A 23,254-nucleotide genomic window follows, 5' to 3' on the forward strand; every position below is an offset into this window, starting at 1 on the left:
TCCGGCGCGAGAGGGTCAGGACCCGTAGACGTCGAACTCCCACAGCGAGTAGCCCCACTGGGTGGCGCGCGCCGTGCCGTTGATCCGCACGTAGCGGCCGGAGCCGGTGACGGCCAGGTCGTCCACGCCGCCGTTGCCGGTGGTGGTGGACGAGACCGTGGTCCAGCTGCTGTTGTCGTTGGAGACCTGCACCTGGTAGGCGGTGGCGTACGCGGTCTCCCAGTTCAGGACCACCCGGCTGACGTTGCGGGTCTGGCCGAGGTCCACGGTGATCCACTGCGGGTCGGCGTACAGGCTGCTCCACCGGGTCGTGGTGCTGCCGTCGACGACGTTGGCGGGGACGTTGGCCCCGGCCTCGCTGCTGGACGCCGTCACCGGCCGGTTGCGCGACAGCAGGGCCGCGCCACTGGCCGGGGACCCGTAGACGTTCAGGTCGAACAGCGAGTAGCCGTACTGGGTCAGGCCGCGCTGGGTGCCGTATACGCGCACGTAGCGGCCGGTGCCGGTGACGGTGAGGTCGTCGACCCCGCCGTCGCCGGTGGCCGTCGAGAAGACCGACGTCCACGTGTTGTTGTCCGGCGACACCTCGACCCGGTAGGCCCGGCCGAAGGCGGCCTCCCAGTTGATCCGGACCCGGTTGACGTTGTACGAGGCGCCCAGGTCCACGGCGATCCACTGCGGGTCGGCGTAGAGGCTGCTCCAGCGGGTGGCGGCGTTGCCGTCGACCGCGTTCGCGGCCACGTTGGCCCCGGCCTCGGTGCTGGAGGCGGTCACCGGGCGGCCCTGCGCCAGGTCCTGGCCACCGCCGGGCGGGGTGGAGCCGACGCCGCTGCCGATGAACGTGTAGCTGTCCACGTCGTACAGCGCGCCGGTGCCGGTCCCGGTGAACACCAGGTACAGGTCGTGCGTGCCGTCGTCGGGCTTGGTGACCGGGGCGGTGACCTCGGTGTAGTTGTCCCAGCCGCCGGTGCCCGGCACGGTGATCCGGGCGACCTCGGGGCCGGTCGTGGAGTCGTACCGGAACGACAGCACGCCGCCCGCCCCGGCCGAGGAGACCCGCGCCTTGACGCTGGTGATGCCCTTCAGGCTGACGCCGTGGTGGCGTACGCTCTCGCCGTTCTGGATGTCGCCCAGGCGCTTGCCGCCCTCGGCCGCGGCCTGGTCGACCACCTTGGGCCCGTTGAGGGTCACGTAGTGCTCGGCCTGCCACTGCTTGGGCCACAGGGTGAGCTGCTGCTCGCCGGTCAGCGGCACGGTGCCGGTCGCGCCGCGGTCGGTGTAGCTGCCCCGGACCACGAAGAACTGCACCGCGTCGAGCCCGGCGTGGATCGGTCCGGTGTTGAAGGTGAAGCCGCAGCCGGTGCCCTGGCCCTCCTCGTGCGCGTGCTCCTGGTGCCCGAGCGCCACCCGGACGACGACGTTGCCGCAGGCGATGGTGCCGTCCTGCGCGTCGGTGGAGGCCGCGGTCGCAGTGACGTTGTCGCCCCAGCCGTAGATGCCGCCGTTAGGGATCGACCCGACCGTGGTCACCGGCCGGTTGTTGCCGACGACGATCGGGATGACCGTGGTGCCGGAGCGCCCGGTGCCGTCGTTGACGGTCAGCCGGGCCCGCTTGTCGCCGACCGTGGTGTACGTGTAGCCCGGGTTGGCCGCGGTCGAGTCGGTGGTGCCGTTGTTGTCGAAGTCCCAGGCGTAGGTCAGCGGGTCGCCATCGGGGTCGTTGCTGCCCGCGCTGGAGAACGTCACCGCGAGCGGGGCCAGGCCGTTGTCGCGGTTGACCGTGGCCACGGCGGTCGGCGAGCGCCCGCCCGCCACGTAGTTGATTTTGTACAGGCCCGCGGCGGCGTCGCCGGAGAAGTAGCCGTTGCCGTATTCGAGCAGGTAGAGCGAGCCGTCGGGGCCGAACTCCATGTCGATGGGGTGCACCAGCTGCATGCCGGACACCACGGGCTCGATGATCGTCGGGGTGCCGGTCACCGGGTTGCCGTTGTTGAACTGGACCTCCTTGATCCAGTTACGGCAGTACTCGGTGATGATCAGCTTGTTGTCGTAGTAGGCCGGCCACTTCACGTCCGAGACCAGGTTCGGGTTGTAGTGGTAGACCTCGGCGTGGTTGGGCGAGCCGCAGCCGCCCGGGTTGTCCAGCGCGGGCCAGTCGACGCTGCCGCCGTGCTGCTCCCAGACGAGGGCGCCCTTGGTCGGCGGGAGCTGCTGCAGGCCGGTGTTGCGCGGGGAGTTGTTGACCGGGCCGGTGCTGCCGCCGCACGGGAACCAGCCGCGCGGGGCGTTGGCCGCGAAGTCCCAGTCGTTGTAGGCGACGTTCGGGCCGCCGCAGTAGGGCCAGCCGTAGTTGCCGGGACCGGTGGCGCGGTTGTACTCGTCGTAGGCGGCGGGGCCCCGGTTGGCGATCGTCGCACCGGCGTCCGGGCCGACCTCGCCCCAGTACAGGGTGTTGTTGGCCTGCTTGTCGACCCAGATGCGGTACGGGTTGCGGTTGCCCATGGTGTAGATCTCGGGCCGGGTGTTCGCCGTGCCCTGCGCGAACAGGTTGCCCGCCGGGATGGTGTAGGTCCCGTTGTTCTCCGGGTGGATCCGGTTGATCTTCCCGCGCAGGTCGTTGGTGTTGCCCGAGGTGCGCTGCGCGTCGTACTGCGCGTCGCGCGAGGTGCGCTCGTCGATGGGGGCCATGCCCGCGGAGTCGCCGCCGGAGTTGGTGTTGTCGCCCACCGCGAAGTAGAGGTTGTTGTTGCTGTCCCAGGTCATCGAGCCCGCGGAGTGGCAGCACAGCCGCCGCTCGGTGGGCCATTCGATGAGCTTGGTCTCGCTGGCCGCGTCCAGCACGTTGGTGGACGTGTTGAAGGTGAACCGGGAGATCCGGTTGACCAGCGGCGTGGCCACCGGGGAGTAGAACAGGTACACCCACCGGTTGGTCGCGAACTGCGGGTGCAGCGTGATGCCGATCAGGCCGTCCTCGAACCGGGCGTCGAGCTGCAGCGTCAGCGCCACCGTGGTGGAGCCGGTGGCCGGGTTGTAGAGCCGGACCTGCCCGCCGCCGGAGCTGGTGCCCCGGTTGATGTAGAGGACCTTGCCGTCGGGCAGCACGGACAGTTCGATCGGCTCGCCCATGGACAGCCCGCCGTCCAGCTTCACCTTCTCGAAGCTGGACGTCGGCGGCGGCGCCGCGGCCGCCGGGGCGGGGTCGGCGACGACGGTGACGGCTGCTGCCGCCACGCTCGCGAGCATCATCAGGGCCAGGCCCGCGGCCAGGCGCGGGCGGGTACTTCGAGGCATGGGTCGCTCCGGATCAGTGTCGGCTGGTGCGGGACGGGGAGCCGAAGGGGCGCACGACCGTCCCGGCGACCGGCCACTGATCAGGCGCGGAGCACGGTGGATCTCGGCGACGGGTGCCATGACGCGTTCCCTCGGGGTCGGGCGTCCGGGCGGTCCGCGACGTGCCGCCCGTGGAGGCGGAACGCCGGGTGCCGTCCGGGCCACCGGGCTCCCACGGGGTGCGGGATCCCGGACGGTCGGCTCGGAGCCGGGTCGCCGAATGCTCGGCTCCGAAGTGGCGTGGGCGGAGGGCCGGACCTGGTCCGGCCCCCCGCGACGGTCAGAGTGTGATCATTTCGAACTTCTCCCAGGGGCCGATGGACGCGCGGTTGGCGATGAGCGAGCCCGCTCCGCCGTTCTCGGCCGTCACGTACTGGTTGTTGACGGTGGCCCGCAGGCTCACCGTGTTGTCGGAGTTGCTGACCAGGGCGAAGGTCTCCCAGGAGCCGGCCGAGGCCCGGTTGGCCAGCAGCGGGTTGGCGCCCGCGTTCTCCGCGCAGACGAACTGGCTGTTCGACCGGGCGCGCAGCGCGATGTTGCCGTTGCCGAGGTCGCTCACCTGGAACTGCTGCGCCGTGCCGACCGTGGTCGAGTTGGCGATCAGTGCCGTGGTGGCGTTCGCGGCGGTGACGTACTGCCCGTTGGCCTGCGCCTTCAGCGCGACGTAGCCGGTCGGTGAGGTGCCGCCGGTGGTGATGCGCAGCGCGTCCACGATCGCCACGGCCGTGGCCTTGTTGACGATCCGGATGGTGTGCTGCCCGCTGCTCAGCCCGGTCTTCGACCAGACCACCGCCTGCGCCTGCCGGGCGCCGGAGACGTACAGGTTGACGTTGGCCTGGAACACGTTGTCCAGGTACACGTCCACGTTGCCCATGTCGCCGTTGCGCTCGGACAGGTACTCCACCCCGGTGCCGGTGAAGGTGTACGACGCCGCCGCGTTGACGGTGTTGGTGTGGTGGGTGTCGTCGTTGTAGTCGCCGTAACCCCGGGCGGTGGTGTGGTACCAGCCGGCGTCGTAGGTCAGGTCGGTGTCGTTGACCATCCCGCCGCCACCGCCGCCGCCGGGCGTGCCGAGACCCAGCGTCGAAGCCGTGTTGAGCAGCGACTTCTGGCCGTTGTTGGCGGTGCCGGTCAGCGTGGTCGCCGTGTAGTTCGTCAGCGGCTTGGCGGTGCGCTCGACCACGTACACCGTGTTGGCGGCGGTGGCGAAGCTGACCTCGGCGGCCGAGGAGGTGGTGATGATCGCGTTGTCGGAGGTGCGGCGCACCCGGACCTGCTGGGTGCCCCACGGGTTGACCACGGTGGCGTTCTTGCCGAACTGGCTGCGCAGCCCGACGTACTTGATCTCACCGGCCTCGCGCTCCGAGCTGACCAGGAAGCCGTCCTTGGCCAGCAGGGTGAACTTGCCGACGAAGGAGGAGGCGGTGGGCGGCGCCGGGAACACCCTGATCTTGTCGTTGTAGCTCTGCAGCAGCGACTCGTTCATGGCGACCAGGTGGATGCCGAGGTACTCGAACACCCCGTTGGTGTTGTTGGTCATGCCGTTGGGGTAGTTCTGGTAGCGCTGCAGCATGGTGCGCATACCGTTGAACGCCTGGTCGCCCAGGCCGAGGCGGGCCGCCTGCGCGTGGTCGTTGGCCCACACGTTGGCGTACGGGTTGGGCCGCACGTTCCACGTGTTGACCGCCGTGTTGTAGTCGGCGAAGCCGATGCCGGTGCGGTCGTACGGCCAGATCAGCTCGGCCGACACGTTCTCACCGTTGCGCACCTGCGACGACGGCGGGTCGTGCGGCAGGTAGGCGTTGTTGCTCAGCTGGTACGGCCAGAGGTTGTCGACCAGGTTCTGCCAGCCCGCGCGCAGCCCGCTGTCGAGGCCGAGCTGCGTGCTGACCTGGATGGTCAGCGGGGCGAGCAGCCGGACCGCGGCCAGGTCGGTGATCGCGTTGCGCACGTCCCAGTAGGTCTCGTGGGCGTTGCTGTTGACCATCTGGTACTTGCCGTTGATCAGCTGGAACCGGTTCTGGTAGAAGCGCAGCGCGTCCTTCATGTACGGGTACACGGTGTTCTGCAGGTACGCGGTGTCGTTGGTGTACCGGTACTGCAGGTACATGTTGTACGCGGCCTCGGTGCCGGTGGAGTAGATGTCGTTGACGTAGTCGCTGCCCACGGTGCCGCGGGCGTTGCCGTCCCAGCCCATCGTCTCGGGCACCCACAGCGAGTCGGTGCCGTACCTGGTCTGCGTGTACGCCTTCAACGCGGTGTAGTTGCGGCTGTAGAGCCGGTTGAACACCGCCATCATGTCGGCGTGGTTGCTGGCCAGGAACGAGTTGTAGACGTCGCGCTGGTTCCAGTACCAGTAGCCGTTGCTCCACTTGGTCTGGTCGCCGGTGGCCCGGAACACGCCGTTGATGAAGTGCACCGGGTAGTTGCCGTACCCGCCCGCCGCGATCATGTACGTGGACAGGTAGTACACGTTCTCCAGGTAGTCGGCGTCGCCGGCGGAGTTCGAGTACTGCACGAACGACTTGCCCCAGAAGTTGTGCCACCAGTTCTTGTAGTTGGTGAACGTGGTGCTGTAACCGGTCGACTTGGCCGAGGCGAGCTGGTTCTTCGCCTGCGCGACGGAGTCGAGGTTCGGCGAGTTGATCCGGCTGGCCGCGGTGAACCAGATGGTGTAGCTCGACGTGGGCGTGATGCTCAGCCGCACCCGGGTGCCGTTGACCACCGAGGCGCTGTAGGACGCGCCCTCGACGGTGGCGGCGAAGGTGTAGCCGAAGTTGTTCGGATCGGCCTGGCCCCGGCTGAACCACGCCGCGGAGGCGTCGCTGCCGGTGGACACCGTGCGCCAGGTGGTCAGGTTGGGCACGTCGGCGCTGTTGGAGACCCCGTTCGGGTCCCACAGGCTCAGCTCCAGCGTCGCGGCCGACACCCCGCCACGGGTGTCGTCGACGTGGATGCCCATCACTTCGGAGTTGGGCGAGCCCATGATCGTGACGGTGCGGTTGCTGTCGTACTTCGTGGTCAGCGTGCCGTCGTAGAGCGACAGCCGCTGCTGGAAGGTGCTCGACCCGGCATCGATGGCCGGGCTGGTGTTGAAGTTGAGCATGCCGGCCGCGAACGCCGACTGCTGCGACAGGTCCACGCCGGAGACCTGGGCGGTGATCCCGTTCTGGGACCAGACCATGGCTCCGGTGCGGCCGTTGCCGACGGTCAGTCCGTGCAGCGGGTTGGTGTTCTGGCGGTTGTAGACGAGGTCGTGCTTGGACAGGTAGCCGGCGTAGTTGACGTTGAGGGCGCCGGTGGAGGAGTTGAAGGCGGCATCGGTCGGGGATGCCAGGGCGGGCGCGGCGGGGACGGCCGCGCCCAGGCCCGCGGCGAGTACCGCCGCCAGGGCCAGGCGTAACGACTTGCTGAGGTTCATGGGGGAAAACCTCCGCGAAATGTGGGGGCAGAGTTTCCGGCCTGTTACCAGACCGTGTATGAAATATCCTATAGGATAGATGAAGATCAGGTTAAGACATGTCTCTGCTTATATCGAAAATTGGTGACCTCAGTGGAAATGTGAGCGATCCTGTTGCCTTACACCGATCTGCTCGCCACGAAGTCGGCCAGCGCCCCCAGCGCCTGCCGCGACTCCTCCGCCACATCCAGGAATTCCAGCGCCCGCAGCGCTTCGGCGCGGGCCGCCTCGATCCGCTCCTCCACCGCCGCCAGCGCACCCGACTCCGCCATCACCGCACGCACCCGTGCCGCGCCCGCCTCGTCCAGACCTGCTTCTCCCACGTGTGCCGACAGCACCGCACGCGATCGCACATCCCCGCGCGCGAACGCCTCCGCCAGCAGGGTCGTCGGCTTGGCCTGGCGCAGGTCGTCCAGCACCGACTTGCCGGTGCGCGCCGGGTCGCCGAACACCCCCAGCACATCGTCACGCAGCTGGAACGCCTCGCCCAGCGGCTCCCCGAAGGCGGCCAGCCCGGCCAGCACCGCGTCGCTCGCCCCCGCCAGCGCGGCCCCGATCTGCAGCGGCCGCACCACCGAGTACCGCGCCGTCTTCAGCTGCACCACCCGCGCCGCCCGCGCCCGCGCACCGGGCCCGAAGTCGCCCATGGCCTGCGCCACGACCTCCAGGTACTCCCCCGCCACCGCCTCGGCCCGCATCACCGCGAACAGCCGCTGCGCCTGTGCCAGCCGCGCCGGCGCCGCCGGGCAGCCCACCAGCAGTTCCTCGGCCCACATCGCGCACAGGTCCCCGCACAGCAGCGCGGTGTTGCGCCCGAACGAGCGCGCGTCACCCCGCCACCCGTGCCGGGCATGCGCCGCCGCGAACTCCTCGTGCATCGACGGCTGCCCCCGGCGGCGGCTGCCCGCGTCGATGATGTCGTCGTGGATCAGCGCGAAGCAGTGGAACAGCTCCAGCGCCGCGCCCGCGGTCACCGCCGCCTGGTCCTCGCCCCGCTCCTCGGACGCGGCCACCCCGCGCCAGGCCCAGTAGCAGAACGCCGGCCGCAGCCGCTTGCCACCGGTGAGGATGAACCGGCGCACGGTGTCCAGCATCGGCCGCAGGTCGTCGTCGGGCCACAGCAGCCGCTGCCCGTCCACGAACCCGGCCAGCACCGCATCGATCCTGGCCGCCAACGGCGTAGGCGCAGGCGCGAGCGTCACGGCGCACCTCCCGCCAAACGGAGGAGCAGGGACTTCACGTCGGTGGCGGCGATGCGGTCCACGGCGGGAGCGGGGTCGGTGCACAGCAGCAGCGGGGCGTCGTCGGCGCCGGGCGGCAGCAGGCCGTGCGAGCCGCGGATCGCATCCGCGCCCGCGTCCAGGCCTACCACGTTCATGCGGTATCGCATGCCGAGCTTCTTGCGCACCAGCGCCTTGGCCGCGCGGCCCTTCGCCGCACCCGGCCCGGCCGGGTCGAACAGCAGCTCCGCCGGGTCGTAGCCGGGCTTACGGTGGATCTCCACGTGGGTGGCGAAGTCCGGCGCGCGGGCGTCGTCGAGCCAGTAGTAGTAGGTGAACCAGGAGTCCGGCTCGGCCAGCAGCACCAGCTCGCCGCTGCGCTCGTGGTCCAGACCCTGCCCGGCCTTGCCGGACTCGTCGAGCACCTGCCCGACGCCGGGCAGCTCGGCGCACAGCTTCGCCACCGCGGCGACGTCGGCGGGGTCGCGCACGTAGACGTGGGCGACCTGGTGGTCGGCGACCGCGAAGGCGCGCGAGGTCCACGGGTCGAGGTACTCCATGCCGTCCTGGGTGTGCACGTGCAGCAGCCCGGCGGCGCGCAGCGCCCGGTTGACGTGCACCGGGCGGCTGACGTCGGTGATGCCGTACTCCGACAGCGCGACGACGGTCGCACCGCGTGCGGCGGCCGCGTCCAGCAGCGGGCCCAGCGTGGCGTCCAGTTCGGCGGCGGCAGCCGCGGCCTGCGGCGCGGACGGACCGAAGCGCTGCAGGTCGTAGTCGAGGTGCGGGACGTACACCAGGGTCAGGTCCGGGTTGCGGGTGGCCATCACGTGCACGGCCGCCGCGGCGATCCAGGCCGAGGAGGCGATGCCCGCGCCCGGCCCCCAGTAGCTGAACAGCGGGAACGTCGGCAGCTCGTCGTGCAGCTCGGCCGGGATCGTGTAGCAGTCGGGGTCCTTGCGGCCGTCGGCGCGGTAGATCGGGCGGGGCGTGATCGTCCAGTCGACGTCCGCGCCCATGGCATACCACCAGCAGATGTTGGCCACGGTGTAGCCGGGCCGCTCGCGGCGCACCGCGTCCCAGACCCGCTCCCCCTCGACGAGCGCGTGGCTCTGCCGCCACAGCAGCACCTCGCCGAGGTCGCGGAAGTACCAGCCGTTGCCGACGATGCCGTGCCCCGCCGGGGTCTCGCCGGTGAGGAAGGTGGCCTGCACCGAGCAGGTCACCGCGGGCACGACCGGGTCGAGCCGGGCGGTGAACCCGCCGGCGAACGCGGCACGCAGCCGCGGCATGTGCGCCAGCAGCCGGGGCGTCAGCCCGACCACGTTCAGCACGACGAGTGGCTTCATCAGCAGACCCCCAGGGCGGCGAACTGGTCGCGGGCGAAGGCGAGTTCGGCGGCGATGCCCTCGGCCAGCCCGGCGTCGTCGACGGGACGGGCCGACGGCGGCAGCACGTCCCAGGTGTACGTCTCGACCTCGAAGTGGTCGCAGTCGCTGCTGGTCAGCAGCGCCGCCAGGCCCTCGCGCAGCACCGTGGAGCTGGTGCGCAGCGGGTCGAGCGCGGCGGCGTGCAGCGGCGCGTGGAAGTGGATGCGCCACGGTCCGGGCGCGTCGGAGGCCAGGGCCTGCGGCAGGTCGTCGAAGCGCTCGCCGGCCGAGCTGCGGGTCTGGTGCAGGAACCGCGGTTCGGCGTACGCCGCCAGCACCTGCCGGGCCGCCTGCGGGTCCTCGACTTCGAGAGCCTGCGACACCTGCACCTTGACCACGGCGACCCCGGCCGCCTTGAGCTTGGCGACTGCGTCGACCGGGTCCTCCCAGCCGCAGGCCAGGTGCGCCAGGTCGACGCAGACGCCCAGGTGCTCGCTGGCGACCGCGGACAGCGCCGCGACGGCCTGGTCGGTGGACTCGACCACGCAGCCGGGCTCGGGCTCCAGCGCGACCCGGATCGGGCGCTCGCCCCGGGCCAGGCCCGCGGCCAGCTCGTCGAGCTGCGCCTTGGCGGCCCGGAAGCGGCGGCGGTCCCACGGCTCGCGCCAGGCCAGCGGCAGCGTCGAGATGGAACCGCGGGCGGCGTCGTCGGGCAGCAGCTCGGCCAGCACGAGCGCCAGGTCCAGGGTGTATCGCAGCCGCCGCGGGTCGGTCCAGTCCGGCAGATACACGTCGTGCTTGACCACCGGCGCCTGGAAGGCCTGGTACGGGAAGCCGTTGAGGGTCACCGTCTCCAGCCCGCGCACGGTCAGCTCGCGGCGCAGCCGCGCCCGCAACTGCGGCTGCTCGGCCAGAGCGCGGGCGACCGGGGCGGCCAGCCACAGGCCGAGCCCGAGCAGGTCGACGCCCAGGCGCTCGCGCACCGGCACGGCGAACCGGTCGAGCTGGGAGAGCACCCCGTCGAAGTCCTCCGCGGCGTGCACGTTCGTGCAGTACGCCAGGTGCACCGTCGCACCGTCGGCGTCGCGCAGCCGCATCACGAACCCCCGCGCAGGATCGAGTTGCCCGCGAAGGTGCCCTCGGTGGCCACGTCGTCGAGGTCGAGTCGGCCGGACTGGCCGTAGAACTCGACCGGGTTGCGCCACAGCACCCGGTCGACGTCGTCGTCGCTGAACCCGGCCGCCAGCATCGCCTCGCCCGTACGCAGGGTGAGCAGCGGATCGGACTTGCCCCAGTCGGCGGCCGAGTTGACCAGCATCCGCTCCAGGCCGTACTCGCGCAGGATCGCGACCATCCGGTCCGGCGACATCTTGGTGTCGGGGTAGATGGAGAAGCCCATCCAGCAGCCGCTGCCGGCGACCTCGCCGACGGTCGGCTCGTTCAGGTGGTCGAGCACGACCAGGCCCGGGTCGATGCCGGACTCCTTGACCACGTCGAGGCTGCGCCGGGTGCCGACGACCTTGTCCCGGTGCGGGGTGTGCACCAGCGCGGGCAGCTCGTGCGCGCGGGCCAACTCCAGCTGCGCCGCGAACACCTCGTCCTCCTCCGGCGTCATCGAGTCGTACCCGGTCTCGCCCACCGCGACGACCCGGTCCTTTTCCAGGTAGCGCGGCAGCAGGGCCAGCACCTCGCGGCAGCGCGGGTCGTTGGCCTCCTTCGGGTTCAGCGCGATGGTGCAGTGGTGCCGGATGCCGTACTGGCTCGCCCGGAACGGCTCCCACCCGATGAGCGCGTCGAAGTAGTCGGTGAACGAGCCGGTGTTGGTGCGGGGCTGGCCGAGCCAGAAAGCCGGCTCGACCAGCGCTCGCACCCCAGCCGCCGCCATCCGCTCATAGTCGTCGGTGGTGCGCGAGGTCATGTGGATGTGCGGATCGAAGATGCGCATCAATGCAGCCTCTCCAGGAGGTCGACGGCGTCGTCGGGCATGGTGCGGCCGGCCGCCTCGCGCTCGCGGCGCAATGCCGCCAGCATCCGGCCCAGCTCGGCGTCGGCCCGCTGCGCCAGTCCGTCGACGCCGGACAGCGGCAGGCCCATGAACACGCTCTTGAGCACGCCCTGACGCCACTCGGCGTCGGGCAGGTCCCGGGCGGCGGGGCCGAGCGCGGCGGCCACCAGCCGGGTGTCGTTGCTGCGCAACGCGTCGCGGACCAGGTCCGGCTGCGGGTAGGCCAGCAGCACCGCCCGCTTCTCGTCGTTGTCGCCGTAGCGGTAGAGCTGCTCGGCCTCGTCGGAGGTGAGCGTGACGGCGCCGAGCAGTCGCACCCGGACGTCCTCGGCGGCGGCGCGGCCGACCCGGCGGCGGGCCGCGGGCAGCAGCGTCGCGATCGCGGCCGGGTCGCGGGCGAGCTGGTCGAGCGCGTCGCCGAGCCACTGTACGGCGCGCAGGAAGCTCAGCGAGCGGGCGGCGACGTCGGGGGCGGCGTGCGAGTGCCGGGGCAGTTCCACGGCGACCAGGCCGCGGTAGCCGGTCTCGGCCAGCGCCCGCAGCACCGGCGGGAAGTCGATCTCGCCGTCGCCGAATTCCAGGTGCTCGTGCACGCCCCGGCGCATGTCGTCGATCTGCACGTTGACCAGGTACGGCCCGGCGATGCGCACGCATTCGGCGACGTCGGCGGGCTCGTTGGCGCGGCAGTGCCCGATGTCGAGGGTCAGTTTGAGGCCCGCGCCGACCAGCTCGCGCAGCCGCGTCCAGTCGGCCAGCGTCTCGACGAGCATGCCCGGCTCGGGTTCGAAGCCCACCGCCACGCCGCGCTCGGCGGCGTACGCGACGACCTCGGCGCAGCCCTCGGCCAGCAGCTGCCAGGCGACCTCGGCCGACACGTGCGCCGGTCGCACCCCCGCCCAGAACGACACGGCTTCGGCGTGGAGCCCGGCGGCGATGTCGATCGCGCGTTTGAGGAAGTCGACGCGGCGGTGGGCGTCGTCGTGCAGGAACGTGGGCGCGTGCTTGCGCCGCGGGTCGAGCAGGTAGCGCGCCCCGGTCTCCACGACCACGCCCAGCTCACGCTCGGCGAGCAGCCGCGCGGTCCGGGCGACCTGGTCTTTCACATCGGGGGCGTACGGGTCCAGGTGCGCGTGGTCGAGCGTCAGCGCGACGCCCGCGTAGCCCAGCTCGGCGATCACGTCGAGCGCGTCGGCCAGCCGGTGGTTGGCGAATCCGTTGGTGCCGTAGCCGAAGCGCAGGCTCATGTCGCTGACACCTTCCTCGCGAGCTTGGCCGCGGCCGGGGCGGCGGTCGCGACCACGGCTCCGACCAGCGGTTTCCCGTCCCGTGCGATGAGCGCGCCCTGCAGCGCGGGCAGGGAGGTGATCCCTGCCCCGACCGCGGCGCGCACCCGGCCCGCGTCGGGGTGGCGCAGCACCTCGCGCTGGGCCTTGCCGAAGCGGGTGGCGTACCAGCCCGCCAGTACCGCGGGCAGCCAGCCGCCGCTGCGGCCCGCGGCATGCGTGGCCACCGCCGCGGTCGCGGTCATGGTCAGCGCGGGCAGCACCCGGTCGGTGCCGCTGACCTCCCGCCGCGACAGCGCGGTGACGGCGTAGGTGTGCGCGGCGACGGCCAGCGCCGGGCGGGCGGCCTTGCGCAGGTCGCCGGTGCTCGCGCCGAGCAGCACGTCCAGTCCCCGGCACAGCGCCATCCCGGCGGGCCCGGCCGGGGAGTTCTTCCACCTGATGTCGTACGCCCACACCGCCCCGGCGAGCAGCCCCGCGGTGGCCAGGGTGCGCTTTCCGCCGCTGGCCGCGGCCAGGGCGAGCCCGGCCACGGTCAGGCCGCCCGCGATGGCCAGTGCTGTATCCGGGCTGATCCGCCCGGACGGGATGGGCCGCTCGGGCCGCTCGACGGCGTCGAGTTCCCGGTCGGCCCAGTCGTTGGCGGCCATGCCACCCCAGTACAGGCAGACCGACGCCGCGGCGATGCCCGCGGTGCGCGCGTCCAGCGTGCCCGCCGCGGTCGCGCCCGCGACCGCGTCACCGGGCACCGACAGCGCGGCCGGCGCCCGGACGAGCTGGGCCAGGTCACGCAGTCTCATCGCGGCCCTCAACGGGCTGTGGCCAGGCCTGCACCCATTCGCACAGGTCGCGCCACTGCTCGGCCAGCCCGTGCGGCACCTGCCCGATCGGGTCCTTGAAGAAGAAGGCCAGCTCCGGCAGCGGCCCGGACAGGCCCTGGGCGTGCGCCGCGGCGGTGAGCCGGGCCAGGTCCAGCACCAGCGGCGCGGCCAGCGCCGAGTCGCAGCCGTGCCAGGTGAACTCGAGCCGCATGCGGCTGCCGAGGAAGCCGCTGAAGGTGATGAGGTCCCAGGCGGTCTTCAGGTCGCCGATGTCGGGCACGTAGTCGATGCGGGTGTGCCCCTCCGGCTCGTAGCCCAGCGTCTCCCGCAGCACCCGCTGCTTGCTGGCGACCTTGGCCGCGTTGGCCTCCGGCCGGGCCAGCGTCGCGCCGTCGCCGCCGCCGAGCAGGTTGGTGCCCGACCAGGACCGCACCTGCAGGTTGCGCATGGCGAACATCGGCGCGAGCACCGACTTGAGCAGGGTCTCGCCGGTCTTGCCGTCGCTGCCCGCATACGGCACGCCGTGCCGCGCCGCGAGCTGGTCGAGCGCGGGCAGCCGGGCTCCGGTGGACGGGGTGAAGTCGACGTAGGAGCAGCCCGCGGTGAACGCGGCGTAGGCGTAGCGGGCGCTGGGCGGCAGCACCTGCTCGTGGTGCAGCACCGCGGCGAGCGCGGCGGCGTCGGCGTGCGCCGGGTGGTCGGGCGGGATGGCTTCGGTCGAGGACACGTTCACCACGACGACGCGGGCGAGCCCGTGGCGTTCGCGGAAGTCCACGAGGTCGGCGGCGATGCGGGCGATGGTGTCGTGCTGGGTGGGGCCGTCGGGCGCGTGCCGCACGTCGGGTTCGACGGCGGCCAGCTCGTCGGCGACGGCGGCGACCACCGCCGCGGGCAGCACGCCGGCCGCGACGAGCGAGTGCGCCTTCTTGACCAGCGCCACACAGGACACGTCGTGGCCGCCGAAGACCAGATCGGACAGGGCCGGCAGCGCCGGGTGGCGCAGCGGGGGCAGTTCGGTGACACAGCCGATGGGATCGGCGAGCGAGGCCCGCACCGCCAGCGCGCCGACGATGCTGGTGACCGCGACCGAACCGCGGGCGCCGACGAGCCAGATACCAGTACGCACAGGACCTCCTGTAACGCGATCGTGGCGGTCATATTAAATCTAGATCTGCAAAAGTTTCTAGATGACGATCTGTACTTTTTTCTGATCTAGCAAAAGTTTCGTGCGAATGAGCAAATCAGAGGGTCGCCGGGCCGAAAGTTGACGCGGCGACCTTCCCCCGCCGGACGAATTCCTATAGGATTCGACGTCGATAGATATCGGATCCGAGTTTCGGCGACCGGCTCCGGTTCGCGGGTGAGAACCCGGGAATGCCGTCAGCAGGGGCGTGCCCGCGCCCCCGACCCGAGGACGCGTCATGTCTGGTCGCCGAACCCCCGCGTGGCCCTCGCCCGCGTGTACGGCCGTCCGGATCCGCGCGCCTCACGGCGTCCGCCGGTCCGACCCCGCCCACCGCGCTACCCTCATCGAAGGAGCGAGCCACATGCGAAAACGCGTACTGTCCCTGGTCGCCGGCCTGGTCACGGTCCTGGCGACGACGCTGTTCGCGCCGGCGACCCCAGCGTCGGCCGCCCCGCTGACCAAGGTGCTGGTCTTCTCGAAGACCGCCGGCTTCCGCCACTCGTCCATCCCCAACGGCATCGCCGCGATCCAGGCGCTCGGCAGCGCCAACGGCTTCACGGTGACCGCCACCGAGGACGCGAACCAGTTCACCGCGGCCAACCTGCCCCAGTTCCAGGCCGTGATCTGGCTGTCGACCACCGGTGACGTACTCAACGCGACCCAGCAGACCGCGTTCCAGAACTACATCGCGGCGGGCGGCGGCTACGTCGGCGTGCACGCCGCCGCCGACACCGAATACGACTGGCCCTGGTACGGCGGGCTGGTCGGGGCGTACTTCCACTCCCACCCCGCCATCCAGAACGCCCAGGTGCGGGTCGAAGCCCCGGTCAACGCCTCGACGGCACACCTGCCGACGGCCTGGACGCGCAGCGACGAGTGGTACAACTACCGCACCAACCCGCGCTCGGCCGCCCGCGTGCTGATGAACCTCAACGAGGGCAGCTACACCGGCGGCAACATGGGCGACCACCCGATCACCTGGTGCGCCAACTACGGCGGCGGCCGGGCCTGGTACACCGGCCTCGGCCACACCGAGGCCAGCTACACCGACAGCAACTTCACCCGCATGCTGCTCGGCGGCATCCAGATCGCCGCCGGAGCGGTCGCCGCCGACTGCTCCCCCGGCACGCCCCCGGCCCCCGGGATCAGCCTGCGCGCACGGGCCAACAACAAGTTCGTCACCGCCCCCAACGGCGGGGCGGGCGCGCTGATCGCCAGTGCCACCGCAGCCGGCACCGCCGAGCGGTTCGAGATGGTCGACCGGGGCGGCGGCAACATCGCACTGCGCGCCCTGGTCAACGCACGTTACGTCTGCGCGGACAACGCCGGCGCCAACCCGCTCATCGCCAACCGCACCGCGGTCGGCGGCTGGGAGACCTTCGCACTGATCCGCAACTCCAACGGCTCGGTGAGTTTGCGGGCCCAGGCGAACGGGAAGTACGTCGTCGCAGAGAACGGCGGCGCGGCGGCATTGATCGCCAACCGCACCTCGATCGGCCCGTGGGAACAGTTCGACCTGGTCAGCCCATAGTTTGGGGGGGTCAGGCCACCCGGTGAGACCGGGTGGCCCGGCCCCGCTTTGGGATTTGTCACACAACTGTCATCGTTCGCAGGGTTATCTACGCGCTGGGTGGGGAATGGCTGCACTCACCGGCAAGGAGGTACCCAGGTGGAAGACATGGTCCCGGCGACCGCGGCACAGGCAGTGCCGCTGGTGGAAGTGCAGGTCAAGGGCGATCTGGATGCGCAGGCCGCACCGGAGGTGAACCGCCTTCTCGAACAGGCGCTGGCACTGCGTCCCCAGCAGATCGTCGTCGACCTGGCCGACTGCGACACGATCGACGCGGCGGGCATCCTGCTGCTGATGGACGCCCACCGGCGTGCCGTGCGCGACGGCGGCAGCGTCGCGCTGCGCTCGCCGTCCGAGCAGGCCCGGCGCGCCCTGCGGCTGGCCAAGGTCGACCGGATCATGCAGCTGCTGCCGTATCCGAACGTGGCGCTGACCCCGGCCGGGCAGGTGGTCCTGTGACCGCGCGCTACGACCTGATCGTGGCCGGCGACCGGGTGCCCGCCGCCGACCCCGACGACAGCAGCGACCACGTGGACGTCGCGCTGGCGTCGCTGCGGCCGTTCGTGGCCGCGCACGGCGGGGCCTGGGCGGCCGTGCCCGACGGCACCAACCCGCCGGACGCCGACGCGCTGCACGTCGACGCCGACGGCGACGACGCGCGGATGGGCGCGGGGTTGCTGCGCGCGCTGTACCAGCACCAGCAGGCCGACTTCCCGCCTGGCTGGTTCGAGCCGTACGAGCAGGCCAACACCGCCATCGCCGACGCCGTGGCCGGATCCGCGGCGCTCGGCGGCACGGTCTGGGTGCACGGCCACCAGCTCCAGCTGCTGCCGCGTCTGCTGCGCCGGCGGCGGCCCGACCTCGCCACCGCCGTGCACCTGCACACTGCCTTCCCGCCCGCGGAGTCGTTCGCGCGGCTGCCCGAGCACCGCGAGCTGCTGGCCGGGCTGCTCGGCGCGGACGTCGTCGCGCTGCCGCACGACCGCGCCGTGGACAACCTGCTCGACCTGGCCGGACGCGTGCACGGGCTGCCGGTGCGCGACAACCAGATCGCGGTGGGCAACCACCGGGTGCGGGTGCTGGCCTGCGCGCTGCCCGCCGACACCGGCGGCATGCGGCGGCTGGCCCGGCGGCCGCAGGTGCGCGAGCGCGCCGGACAGATCCGCGACGCGATGCGGGTCGGCGGGCCGGTGCTGCTGTCGATCGCCGGCTGGGATCCCGCCGACGCCGTCGAGCAGCGCCTGCACGCCTTCGATCGTTTCCTGGCCGAGCACCGGCCCGAGCCCGGCACGGTGGCGCTGCTGCACGTGGCGTGCGGCGACCCGCACACCCCGGACGAGCTGGACCAGCGCGAACGGGTGGACCGCCTGATCGCGAAGATCAACGGTACGCATGCCAGCGTCGGCCAGGCCGTCGTGCACTACGTACGCGACAACCCCGACCGCCGCGAGCTGGCCGCGCTGTACCTGGCCTGCGACGGGCTGCTGGCCACCCCCGTGCACCACGGCGCGGTGAACCCGGCGCACGAGTTCGTCGCGGCGCGCGGCGAGCGCGGCGCGACCGTCGTGCTCAGCGAGCTGACGAGCGACGCCGCGGACGTGCCCGGGGCGATCGTGGTCAACCCGCACGACACGGCCGCCTACGCCGAGGCCGTCGCGACGGCCGTGGGCCTGTGCGGTCCCGCGCCCCAGGCCGGTCCGGCGCCCGCAGAGCCGGGCCTGGACAGCTGGGCCCGGCACGTGCTCGCCGTGGTGCGCGCCCGGGCCTCGGTCGTGCCCGCCCAGGCGGGCGGCCGGCCGCGGCGGCTGCCCGCCACGCCCGCGCACACCCGCCCGACCGTCCCCGACCGTGTCGAGCACCTGGGCCCGACGCCGGGTGCCACGCCCGGACGCGCCGCGTCCCGGCCGGGCCGGACGTGATGTCCGCCGTCCGGGTGCGATCTGGACGGCGGACGGCAACGGGAAGGAAGACAGATCCGCCGTGACACCGATGCTCGACCAGTCGCAACTGCTCCGCCGGGCGCACGGCTGCATGCTCATGGCAGCCCGGGCCGACCTGCTGGCCGCGCCGCTGCACGACGCCACCATGCCGGATCCGGCACGGGTGGAGGCCGTGCTGCGCGGCCGGCGCGCCCGGCAGACGCAGCCCAGCGCGGCCGCCACCCAGCTGCTGATCCTCGCCGAGCACCTGGGCCGGCACGCGGGCCGGGTGCATGACGACGCGCTCGCCCTGGAGCTGGCCCGGGAGTGGCCGGCGGACCGGCCCGAGCTGGCCGACACCGGCACGGCGCGGGTGCTGTCCGCGGTGCGCCGCGGCGTCCGCTGGTCGCAGGTGGCCCCGACGGTCCACGACGGACAGGGCAGCTTCGGCAGCGTCGCCGCGGTGCGGGCGGGCGCCGTGGGCCTGCTGCCCGACGCCGGTATGGGCACGGTCGCCGCCCTGGCCCGCCGTACGGCCGGGATCACGCACGCGCATCCGCTGGCCCGCGACGCGGCCGCCGCCACGGCGACCGCGGTGGCGCTCGCCGCGCGCGGGCAGCCGCTGGCGCCCGCCGACAAGTACCACTTCCTCGACCTGGTCACCGCGCAGCTGCGGACCAGCGAGTTCCGGGCCGCGCTCGGGGAGGTGCAGACGCTGGTCCGCCATCGCAGCGCCCCGGCCGACGCGGCCGCGACGGTCGGTTCCGGACGCACCGCGCTGCGCTGCGTGCCCGCCGCGCTGACGGCGTTCCTGCGCCACCCGGACGATCCGATCGCCGCCATCCGGTACGCGATGATGATGGGCGGGCAGGCCCGCACCGTGGCGACGATCGTCGGCGCGGTCAGCGGGGCCCGCCACCCGGAGCACAGCCTGGCCATGGCGGCCCGCCCCGACGTCACCCGGGGGTTGCGCATCCAGGCCGCCGCCGCGGCGCTGGCCCGGTTGGCGACCGGCCGCCGGGCGGGCGGGCTGCGGCGGGGCCGTCCCGAGGGCGGCCCCGCACCGCAGCTCAGCCCCAGTTCTGGCCGGCGGGCTGGCGGGTGACCGCGTTGATCCGGTTGAAGAAGTTGGTCGTCGCGATCCACAGCACCAGCGAGGCGAGTTCGGCCTCGCCGAAGTGCTTGGCGGCCGCCTCCCAGACCTGGTCCGGCACCGCGTCGCCCTTGTCGGCCAGCCGGGTGGCGTGCTCGGCGAGGTCCAGCGCGGCGCGTTCGGCCTCGGTGAAGTAGTCGGTCTCGCGCCAGGCCGCGACCGAGAACAGCCGCTCGTCGGTCTCGCCGGCCTGGCGCATGCCGCGCGCGCCGGAGTCGACGCACGCGCTGCAGCCGTTGATCTGGCTGGCCCGCAGGTGCACCAGGTCCAAGGTGGACTTGGCCAGGCCCGCGGAGTGGGCGGCCTTGTAGATCAGGTTGATGCCCTTCACGGCGTCCGGCAGCAGGGCGGCGGGGTTGGTCATCCGGGACTGCATGGCTTCTCCTCCATTAGGATCTTGCTCGCCGGGCCTGTCACATCGGCCCGATCTCGTTCGTCATCGGTATGACGGGCCGCTTTCCGAAGATGTGACAGATGTGGCCTGGATCACGATTCAGGAGGTATGTACGACATGCACGAGCAGGACAGGCTGGCCGAGCGTTTCGAGCAGGACCGTGGACGGCTGCGTGCGGTGGCGCTGCGGATGCTCGGCTCCTCGGCCGAGGCCGACGACGCCGTACAGGAGGCCTGGCTGCGGCTGAGCCGCACCGACGTCGACGAGGTCGGCAACCTCAGCGGCTGGCTGACCACGGTCGTCGGCCGTATCTGCCTGGACATGCTCCGCTCGCGCAGCACCCGGCGCGAGGACCTGCTCGACGACACCGCCGACGCCGACCTGCCGCCGCTCGCGGCGACAGGGGCCGACCCCGAGCAGGAGGCGGTGCTGGCCGACTCGGTCGGGCTCGCGCTGCTGGTCGTGCTCGACACGCTCTCCCCCGCCGAGCGGCTGGCGTTCGTGCTGCACGACATGTTCGCGGTGCCGTTCGACGAGCTCGCCCCGGTCATCGGCAAGTCCCCCGACGCGGCCCGGCAGCTGGCCAGCCGCGCCCGCCGCCGGGTGCAGGGGCAGGCCCCGACCGGCGACGTCGACCAGGCCCGCCGGCGCGAGATCGTCGAGGCGTTCCTGTCCGCCGCCCGCGAGGGCCGCTTCGAGGCCCTGCTCACCGTGCTCGACCCCGACGTGGTGATGCGCGCCGACGCGACCGCCGTGGCGTACGGCTCCAAGGGCGAACTGCGCGGCGCGGACACCGTCGCCGGCTACTGGAACGGCATGGCCGCCGAGGCACGCACCGCGCTGCTCGACGGCGTCGTCAACGCGGTCTGGGCACCGGGCGGCAAGGTGCGCGTGGCGCTGGCCTTCACCGTCGTAGACGGCCGCATCGCCGCCATCGACCTCACCGCCGACCGCGACCGCCTCGCCGACCTCGACGTCGCGATCCTCTGACCGGGCCGCCGCGCCGCAAGATCGTTGTCTGGTGTCGAAACGTGTGGTATCGCCGCGCATTTCGACACCAGACAGCGATCTTGGCCGGATGGTCGGAGCCAGGTACAGCCGGCCGGTGACGGAGGCGCGTCAGCCGCCGTCGCGCAGGCGGCCGATCTCCGTCATCAGGTAGCGCAGCTCGGGGGCGCTGGACGTGGCGACCGCGGCGGCGCGCAGTTGCTCGATCGCGGCCGGCCGGTCACCGGCCATCTCCAGCAGGTGGCCGCGCACGGCGGCCAGGCGGTGGTGGCCGGCCAGCGGCCCGTCGAGGGTGTCGAGCACCTTCAGGCCCGCCTGCGGACCGTCCACCATCGCCAGGGCCACGGCGCGGTTGAGGGTGACCATCGGGTTGGGCTGGATGCGCTCCAGCACGCCGTACAGGGCGAGGATCTGGGGCCAGTCGGTCTCGGCCGCCGTGGCCGCCTCGTCGTGCACGGCCGCCACGGCCGCCTGCAGCTGGTACGGCCCCACGGCGCGCTGCCGCAGCGCGGCGCTGACCAGGTCGACACCCTCGGCGATCGCCGCCCGGTCCCAGCGGGCGCGGTCCTGCTCGGGCAGCGGGATCAACTCTTCGTGCGGGCCGGTGCGCGCGTCGCGGCGGGCGTCGTTCAGCAGCATCAGCGCCAGCAGCCCGGTGACCTCGGGCTCGCCCGGCAGCAGCCGGTGCACCTCGCGGGCGAGCCGGATCGCCTCTTTGGACAGGTCGGTGCGCACCAGCTCGCGGCCGCCGCTGCTCGCGTACCCCTCACTGAAGATCAGGTAGAGCACGTGCAGCACGGCGTCCAGGCGCGGGCGCCAGTCCGCGCCCGATGGCAGCCGGAACGGCTCGCCGGAGGCATGGATGCGCTGCTTGGCGCGGCTGATCCGCTGGCCCATGGTGGCTTCGGGCACCAGGAACGCGGCGGCGATCTCGGCGGTGGTGAGGCCGCCGACCGCGCGCAGCGTCAGCGCGATCGCCGACGCGGGCGTCAGCGCCCGGTGGGTGCACATGAACAGCAGCTGCAGCGTGTCGTCACGGTCCGCGGCGCTCTCGTCCGCCGCGGTCGCCGTCACGGGTGCCCAATCCTGCTCCTCGCGGCGGCGGCGGGCGTCGTCGCCGCGCCACATGTTGATCAGGCGCCGGGAGGCGGTGGCGATCAGCCAGGCCTCGGGGCTGTCCGGCAGCCCGTCGGCCGGCCAGTGCTGGTGTGCCGCGAGCAGCGCCTCCTGCACGGCGTCCTCGGCGGTGTCGAAGTCGCGGTACTTGCGCGCGACCACGGCGAGGACCCGCGGCGCGAGCTCGCGCAGCAGGTCCTCGATCGACCGGTCGGCCATCGCGGGTCAGGCGTCGGCCTGCGGCGGGCCCACGATCGGGCGCACCTCGATCGGGATGCCGAGCGGCGCGCCGTCCTTGCCGGGCGCGGACGACGCCTTGGCCGCAATCTCGTACGCCCGCTCGGGGTTCGCGCAGTCGACGATCCAGAAGCCGATCAGGAACTCCTTGGCCTCGGGGAACGGACCGTCGGTGACCGCGGGCGCGCCCTTGCCGTCGTGGCGGACGATGCGGGCCTGGTCGGGGAAGGTCAGCCCCTCGTTGAAGACCATCTCGCCGGCCTCGCGCAGTTCGCGGTCGAAGTCGTGCTGGAACTCGATGTGCCGCTTCACGTCCTGCTGCGACCAGTTCATGATGCCCTCGGTGGCGTCCTGGCCCGTGTGCATCATGATCATGTACTTCATGTCCGTACTCCTCCTGGCGATCCGTGGTGGCGGCGGCCGCCCGTCGGGCCTGTCCCGCCACCCTCTCACCGGGTAGACACCGCCGGTCGCGCGCCTTCGACATCCCCGCGGCACATTTTTCAAGATTTTTTCTGGAGGACGTATGGCCTGGTCGGGCATGGTCAGGGGCCCCGTCCAGTGGAACGGAGCCCCTGAGCCGGGCCGGGCCTCAGTCCGGCCAGCTGCCGGTGAGCGCCTTCACGCCGTGCGCGCCGCCGCGGTCGACCGCGGCCTTGACCAGCCCGAAGACCGCGCCCTGCAGCGCCGCGGCGAGCAGGATCTCGGTCCACCCTTTCGTCGGGTCGGTGGCGTGCGGCGCCTCGCGCTTGCCTGACACGATCCGCCAGACCTGCTTGAACGCCACTCCGGCCACGGCACCGGCCACGACGCCGCTCACCATCCCGATCGGCCTGTACACCACCTTCTGCGTGTTCATGGCAGCCGCATACCCGCTTCAGCAGTGCGTAACGCTGAAACCCCGATCCAGCAAGGCCGGCAGGAAAGCCGTCACTCAGCGGCGTACCTGGTTTCGACGTCTTCCTTGACCACCGTGGGCGGCGATGCGCCACCGATGCCGGCGAAGTACGACGGCGACCACAGGCGGCCACCCCCAGGTAGCGGCGCAGGTGCGTGACGTCTTCCTGGCGCAGATAGCGGGCCGATTGGCCAGCTTCGAAAGAGCGACGGCGGGGGTAATGCATGAGTAGGTGCAGGTGGTCACTGTCGCCGTTGCACTCGCGTAACTCGGCGCAGAATTCG

18 protein-coding genes are annotated in these 23,254 nt (G+C 72.1%); 5 read left to right on the forward strand and 13 right to left on the reverse strand.

What is annotated here, in order from left to right; all coding sequences use genetic code 11:
• Positions 1-15 precede the first annotated feature (15 nt).
• The 9 genes from F9C41_RS37265 to F9C41_RS37305 form a co-directional block, all read right to left on the reverse strand.
• Positions 16-3,291 carry a discoidin domain-containing protein gene (locus F9C41_RS37265; protein WP_196280112.1) on the reverse strand — a complete coding sequence of 1,092 codons (3,276 nt, stop codon included), beginning with the start codon at positions 3,289-3,291 and terminating at the stop codon, positions 16-18.
• Positions 3,292-3,610: 319 nt separating this feature from the next.
• Positions 3,611-6,751 (reverse strand): fascin domain-containing protein, encoded by a 3,141-nt coding sequence (locus F9C41_RS37270; RefSeq protein WP_230690299.1) that lies wholly within the window; start codon positions 6,749-6,751, stop codon positions 3,611-3,613.
• Positions 6,752-6,909: 158 nt separating this feature from the next.
• Entirely contained in the window at positions 6,910-7,992 is a 1,083-nt protein-coding gene (locus F9C41_RS37275; RefSeq protein ID WP_155391554.1) for a polyprenyl synthetase family protein, read from the reverse strand.
• Entirely contained in the window at positions 7,989-9,362 is a 1,374-nt protein-coding gene (locus tag F9C41_RS37280; RefSeq protein ID WP_155391663.1) for a nucleotide pyrophosphatase/phosphodiesterase family protein, read from the reverse strand. Before F9C41_RS37280 ends, F9C41_RS37275 begins: the two co-directional genes overlap by 4 nt.
• On the reverse strand, positions 9,359-10,477 hold the full coding sequence (eboE, locus tag F9C41_RS37285; protein WP_155391555.1) for a metabolite traffic protein EboE: 1,119 nt from the start codon (positions 10,475-10,477) through the stop codon (positions 9,359-9,361). Before eboE ends, F9C41_RS37280 begins: the two co-directional genes overlap by 4 nt.
• The gene (locus F9C41_RS37290) at positions 10,477-11,325 is read right to left on the reverse strand and encodes a TatD family hydrolase (protein ID WP_155391556.1); all 849 of its coding nucleotides are present in this window, start codon (positions 11,323-11,325) and stop codon (positions 10,477-10,479) included. The genes eboE and F9C41_RS37290 overlap by 1 nt, the downstream gene beginning before the upstream one ends.
• Entirely contained in the window at positions 11,325-12,629 is a 1,305-nt protein-coding gene (locus F9C41_RS37295; RefSeq protein ID WP_155391557.1) for a TIM barrel protein, read from the reverse strand. Before F9C41_RS37295 ends, F9C41_RS37290 begins: the two co-directional genes overlap by 1 nt.
• A complete protein-coding gene (locus F9C41_RS37300) occupies positions 12,626-13,468 on the reverse strand; it encodes an SCO3242 family prenyltransferase (RefSeq protein WP_155391558.1) in 843 nt (280 codons plus the stop codon). The genes F9C41_RS37295 and F9C41_RS37300 overlap by 4 nt, the downstream gene beginning before the upstream one ends.
• Positions 13,455-14,615 carry an inositol-3-phosphate synthase gene (locus tag F9C41_RS37305; RefSeq protein WP_155391559.1) on the reverse strand — a complete coding sequence of 387 codons (1,161 nt, stop codon included), beginning with the start codon at positions 14,613-14,615 and terminating at the stop codon, positions 13,455-13,457. The genes F9C41_RS37300 and F9C41_RS37305 overlap by 14 nt, the downstream gene beginning before the upstream one ends.
• A gap of 421 nt (positions 14,616-15,036) precedes the next feature.
• Here F9C41_RS37305 and F9C41_RS37310 point away from each other — a divergent pair, with 421 nt between their 5' ends.
• The 4 genes from F9C41_RS37310 to F9C41_RS37325 all read left to right on the forward strand — a co-directional run bounded on the left by F9C41_RS37310 (position 15,037) and on the right by F9C41_RS37325 (position 19,269).
• Entirely contained in the window at positions 15,037-16,206 is a 1,170-nt protein-coding gene (locus F9C41_RS37310; RefSeq protein ID WP_155391560.1) for a ThuA domain-containing protein, read from the forward strand.
• 147 nt (positions 16,207-16,353) lie between these two features.
• The gene (locus F9C41_RS37315) at positions 16,354-16,704 is read left to right on the forward strand and encodes an STAS domain-containing protein (protein WP_230690314.1); all 351 of its coding nucleotides are present in this window, start codon (positions 16,354-16,356) and stop codon (positions 16,702-16,704) included.
• Positions 16,701-18,164, forward strand: coding sequence for a trehalose-6-phosphate synthase (locus tag F9C41_RS37320; RefSeq protein WP_155391562.1), 1,464 nt, complete (start codon positions 16,701-16,703; stop codon positions 18,162-18,164). Before F9C41_RS37315 ends, F9C41_RS37320 begins: the two co-directional genes overlap by 4 nt.
• 70 nt (positions 18,165-18,234) lie before the next feature.
• On the forward strand, positions 18,235-19,269 hold the full coding sequence (locus tag F9C41_RS37325) for an ADP-ribosylglycohydrolase family protein (RefSeq protein ID WP_230690315.1): 1,035 nt from the start codon (positions 18,235-18,237) through the stop codon (positions 19,267-19,269).
• On the opposite strand, the gene F9C41_RS37330 is transcribed toward F9C41_RS37325, so the two are convergent.
• A complete protein-coding gene (locus tag F9C41_RS37330) occupies positions 19,235-19,693 on the reverse strand; it encodes a carboxymuconolactone decarboxylase family protein (RefSeq protein WP_155391564.1) in 459 nt (152 codons plus the stop codon). The two genes, F9C41_RS37325 and F9C41_RS37330, sit on opposite strands and share 35 nt — an antisense overlap.
• A 135-nt stretch (positions 19,694-19,828) precedes the next feature.
• Between F9C41_RS37330 and F9C41_RS37335 the strand changes: the two genes are divergently transcribed.
• A complete protein-coding gene (locus tag F9C41_RS37335; RefSeq protein ID WP_155391565.1) occupies positions 19,829-20,701 on the forward strand; it encodes a sigma-70 family RNA polymerase sigma factor in 873 nt (290 codons plus the stop codon).
• A gap of 129 nt (positions 20,702-20,830) precedes the next feature.
• On the opposite strand, the gene F9C41_RS37340 is transcribed toward F9C41_RS37335, so the two are convergent.
• The 3 genes from F9C41_RS37340 to F9C41_RS37350 form a co-directional block, all read right to left on the reverse strand.
• Positions 20,831-22,054, reverse strand: coding sequence for an RNA polymerase sigma factor (locus F9C41_RS37340; protein WP_155391566.1), 1,224 nt, complete (start codon positions 22,052-22,054; stop codon positions 20,831-20,833).
• Positions 22,055-22,060: 6 nt separating this feature from the next.
• Positions 22,061-22,456, reverse strand: a complete 396-nt coding sequence (locus F9C41_RS37345; protein ID WP_155391567.1) for a YciI family protein — start codon at positions 22,454-22,456, stop codon at positions 22,061-22,063.
• Positions 22,457-22,664: 208 nt separating this feature from the next.
• Positions 22,665-22,931 carry a DUF4235 domain-containing protein gene (locus F9C41_RS37350; RefSeq protein ID WP_155391568.1) on the reverse strand — a complete coding sequence of 89 codons (267 nt, stop codon included), beginning with the start codon at positions 22,929-22,931 and terminating at the stop codon, positions 22,665-22,667.
• Between the last annotated feature and the right edge of the window lie 323 nt (positions 22,932-23,254).

The sequence above is a fragment of the Catellatospora paridis genome (assembly GCF_009720365.1).
In the GTDB taxonomy this organism is placed as follows: Bacteria; Actinomycetota; Actinomycetes; order Mycobacteriales; family Micromonosporaceae; genus Catellatospora; species Catellatospora paridis.

What these genes read in the sequence shown, in the direction of transcription:
- F9C41_RS37265 (WP_196280112.1), bottom strand. Translation starts at nt 3,291, where the DNA reads ATGCCTCGAAGTACCCGCCCGCGCCTGGCCGCGGGCCTGGCCCTGATG.
- F9C41_RS37270 (WP_230690299.1), bottom strand. Translation starts at nt 6,751, where the DNA reads ATGAACCTCAGCAAGTCGTTACGCCTGGCCCTGGCGGCGGTACTCGCC.
- eboE (WP_155391555.1), bottom strand. Translation starts at nt 10,477, where the DNA reads ATGCGGCTGCGCGACGCCGACGGTGCGACGGTGCACCTGGCGTACTGC.
- F9C41_RS37290 (WP_155391556.1), bottom strand. Translation starts at nt 11,325, where the DNA reads ATGCGCATCTTCGATCCGCACATCCACATGACCTCGCGCACCACCGAC.
- F9C41_RS37295 (WP_155391557.1), bottom strand. Translation starts at nt 12,629, where the DNA reads ATGAGCCTGCGCTTCGGCTACGGCACCAACGGATTCGCCAACCACCGG.
- F9C41_RS37300 (WP_155391558.1), bottom strand. Translation starts at nt 13,468, where the DNA reads ATGAGACTGCGTGACCTGGCCCAGCTCGTCCGGGCGCCGGCCGCGCTG.
- F9C41_RS37310 (WP_155391560.1), top strand. Translation starts at nt 15,037, where the DNA reads ATGCGAAAACGCGTACTGTCCCTGGTCGCCGGCCTGGTCACGGTCCTG.
- F9C41_RS37315 (WP_230690314.1), top strand. Translation starts at nt 16,354, where the DNA reads ATGGTCCCGGCGACCGCGGCACAGGCAGTGCCGCTGGTGGAAGTGCAG.
- F9C41_RS37325 (WP_230690315.1), top strand. Translation starts at nt 18,235, where the DNA reads ATGCTCGACCAGTCGCAACTGCTCCGCCGGGCGCACGGCTGCATGCTC.
- F9C41_RS37330 (WP_155391564.1), bottom strand. Translation starts at nt 19,693, where the DNA reads ATGCAGTCCCGGATGACCAACCCCGCCGCCCTGCTGCCGGACGCCGTG.
- F9C41_RS37335 (WP_155391565.1), top strand. Translation starts at nt 19,829, where the DNA reads ATGCACGAGCAGGACAGGCTGGCCGAGCGTTTCGAGCAGGACCGTGGA.
- F9C41_RS37340 (WP_155391566.1), bottom strand. Translation starts at nt 22,054, where the DNA reads ATGGCCGACCGGTCGATCGAGGACCTGCTGCGCGAGCTCGCGCCGCGG.
- F9C41_RS37345 (WP_155391567.1), bottom strand. Translation starts at nt 22,456, where the DNA reads ATGAAGTACATGATCATGATGCACACGGGCCAGGACGCCACCGAGGGC.
- F9C41_RS37350 (WP_155391568.1), bottom strand. Translation starts at nt 22,931, where the DNA reads ATGAACACGCAGAAGGTGGTGTACAGGCCGATCGGGATGGTGAGCGGC.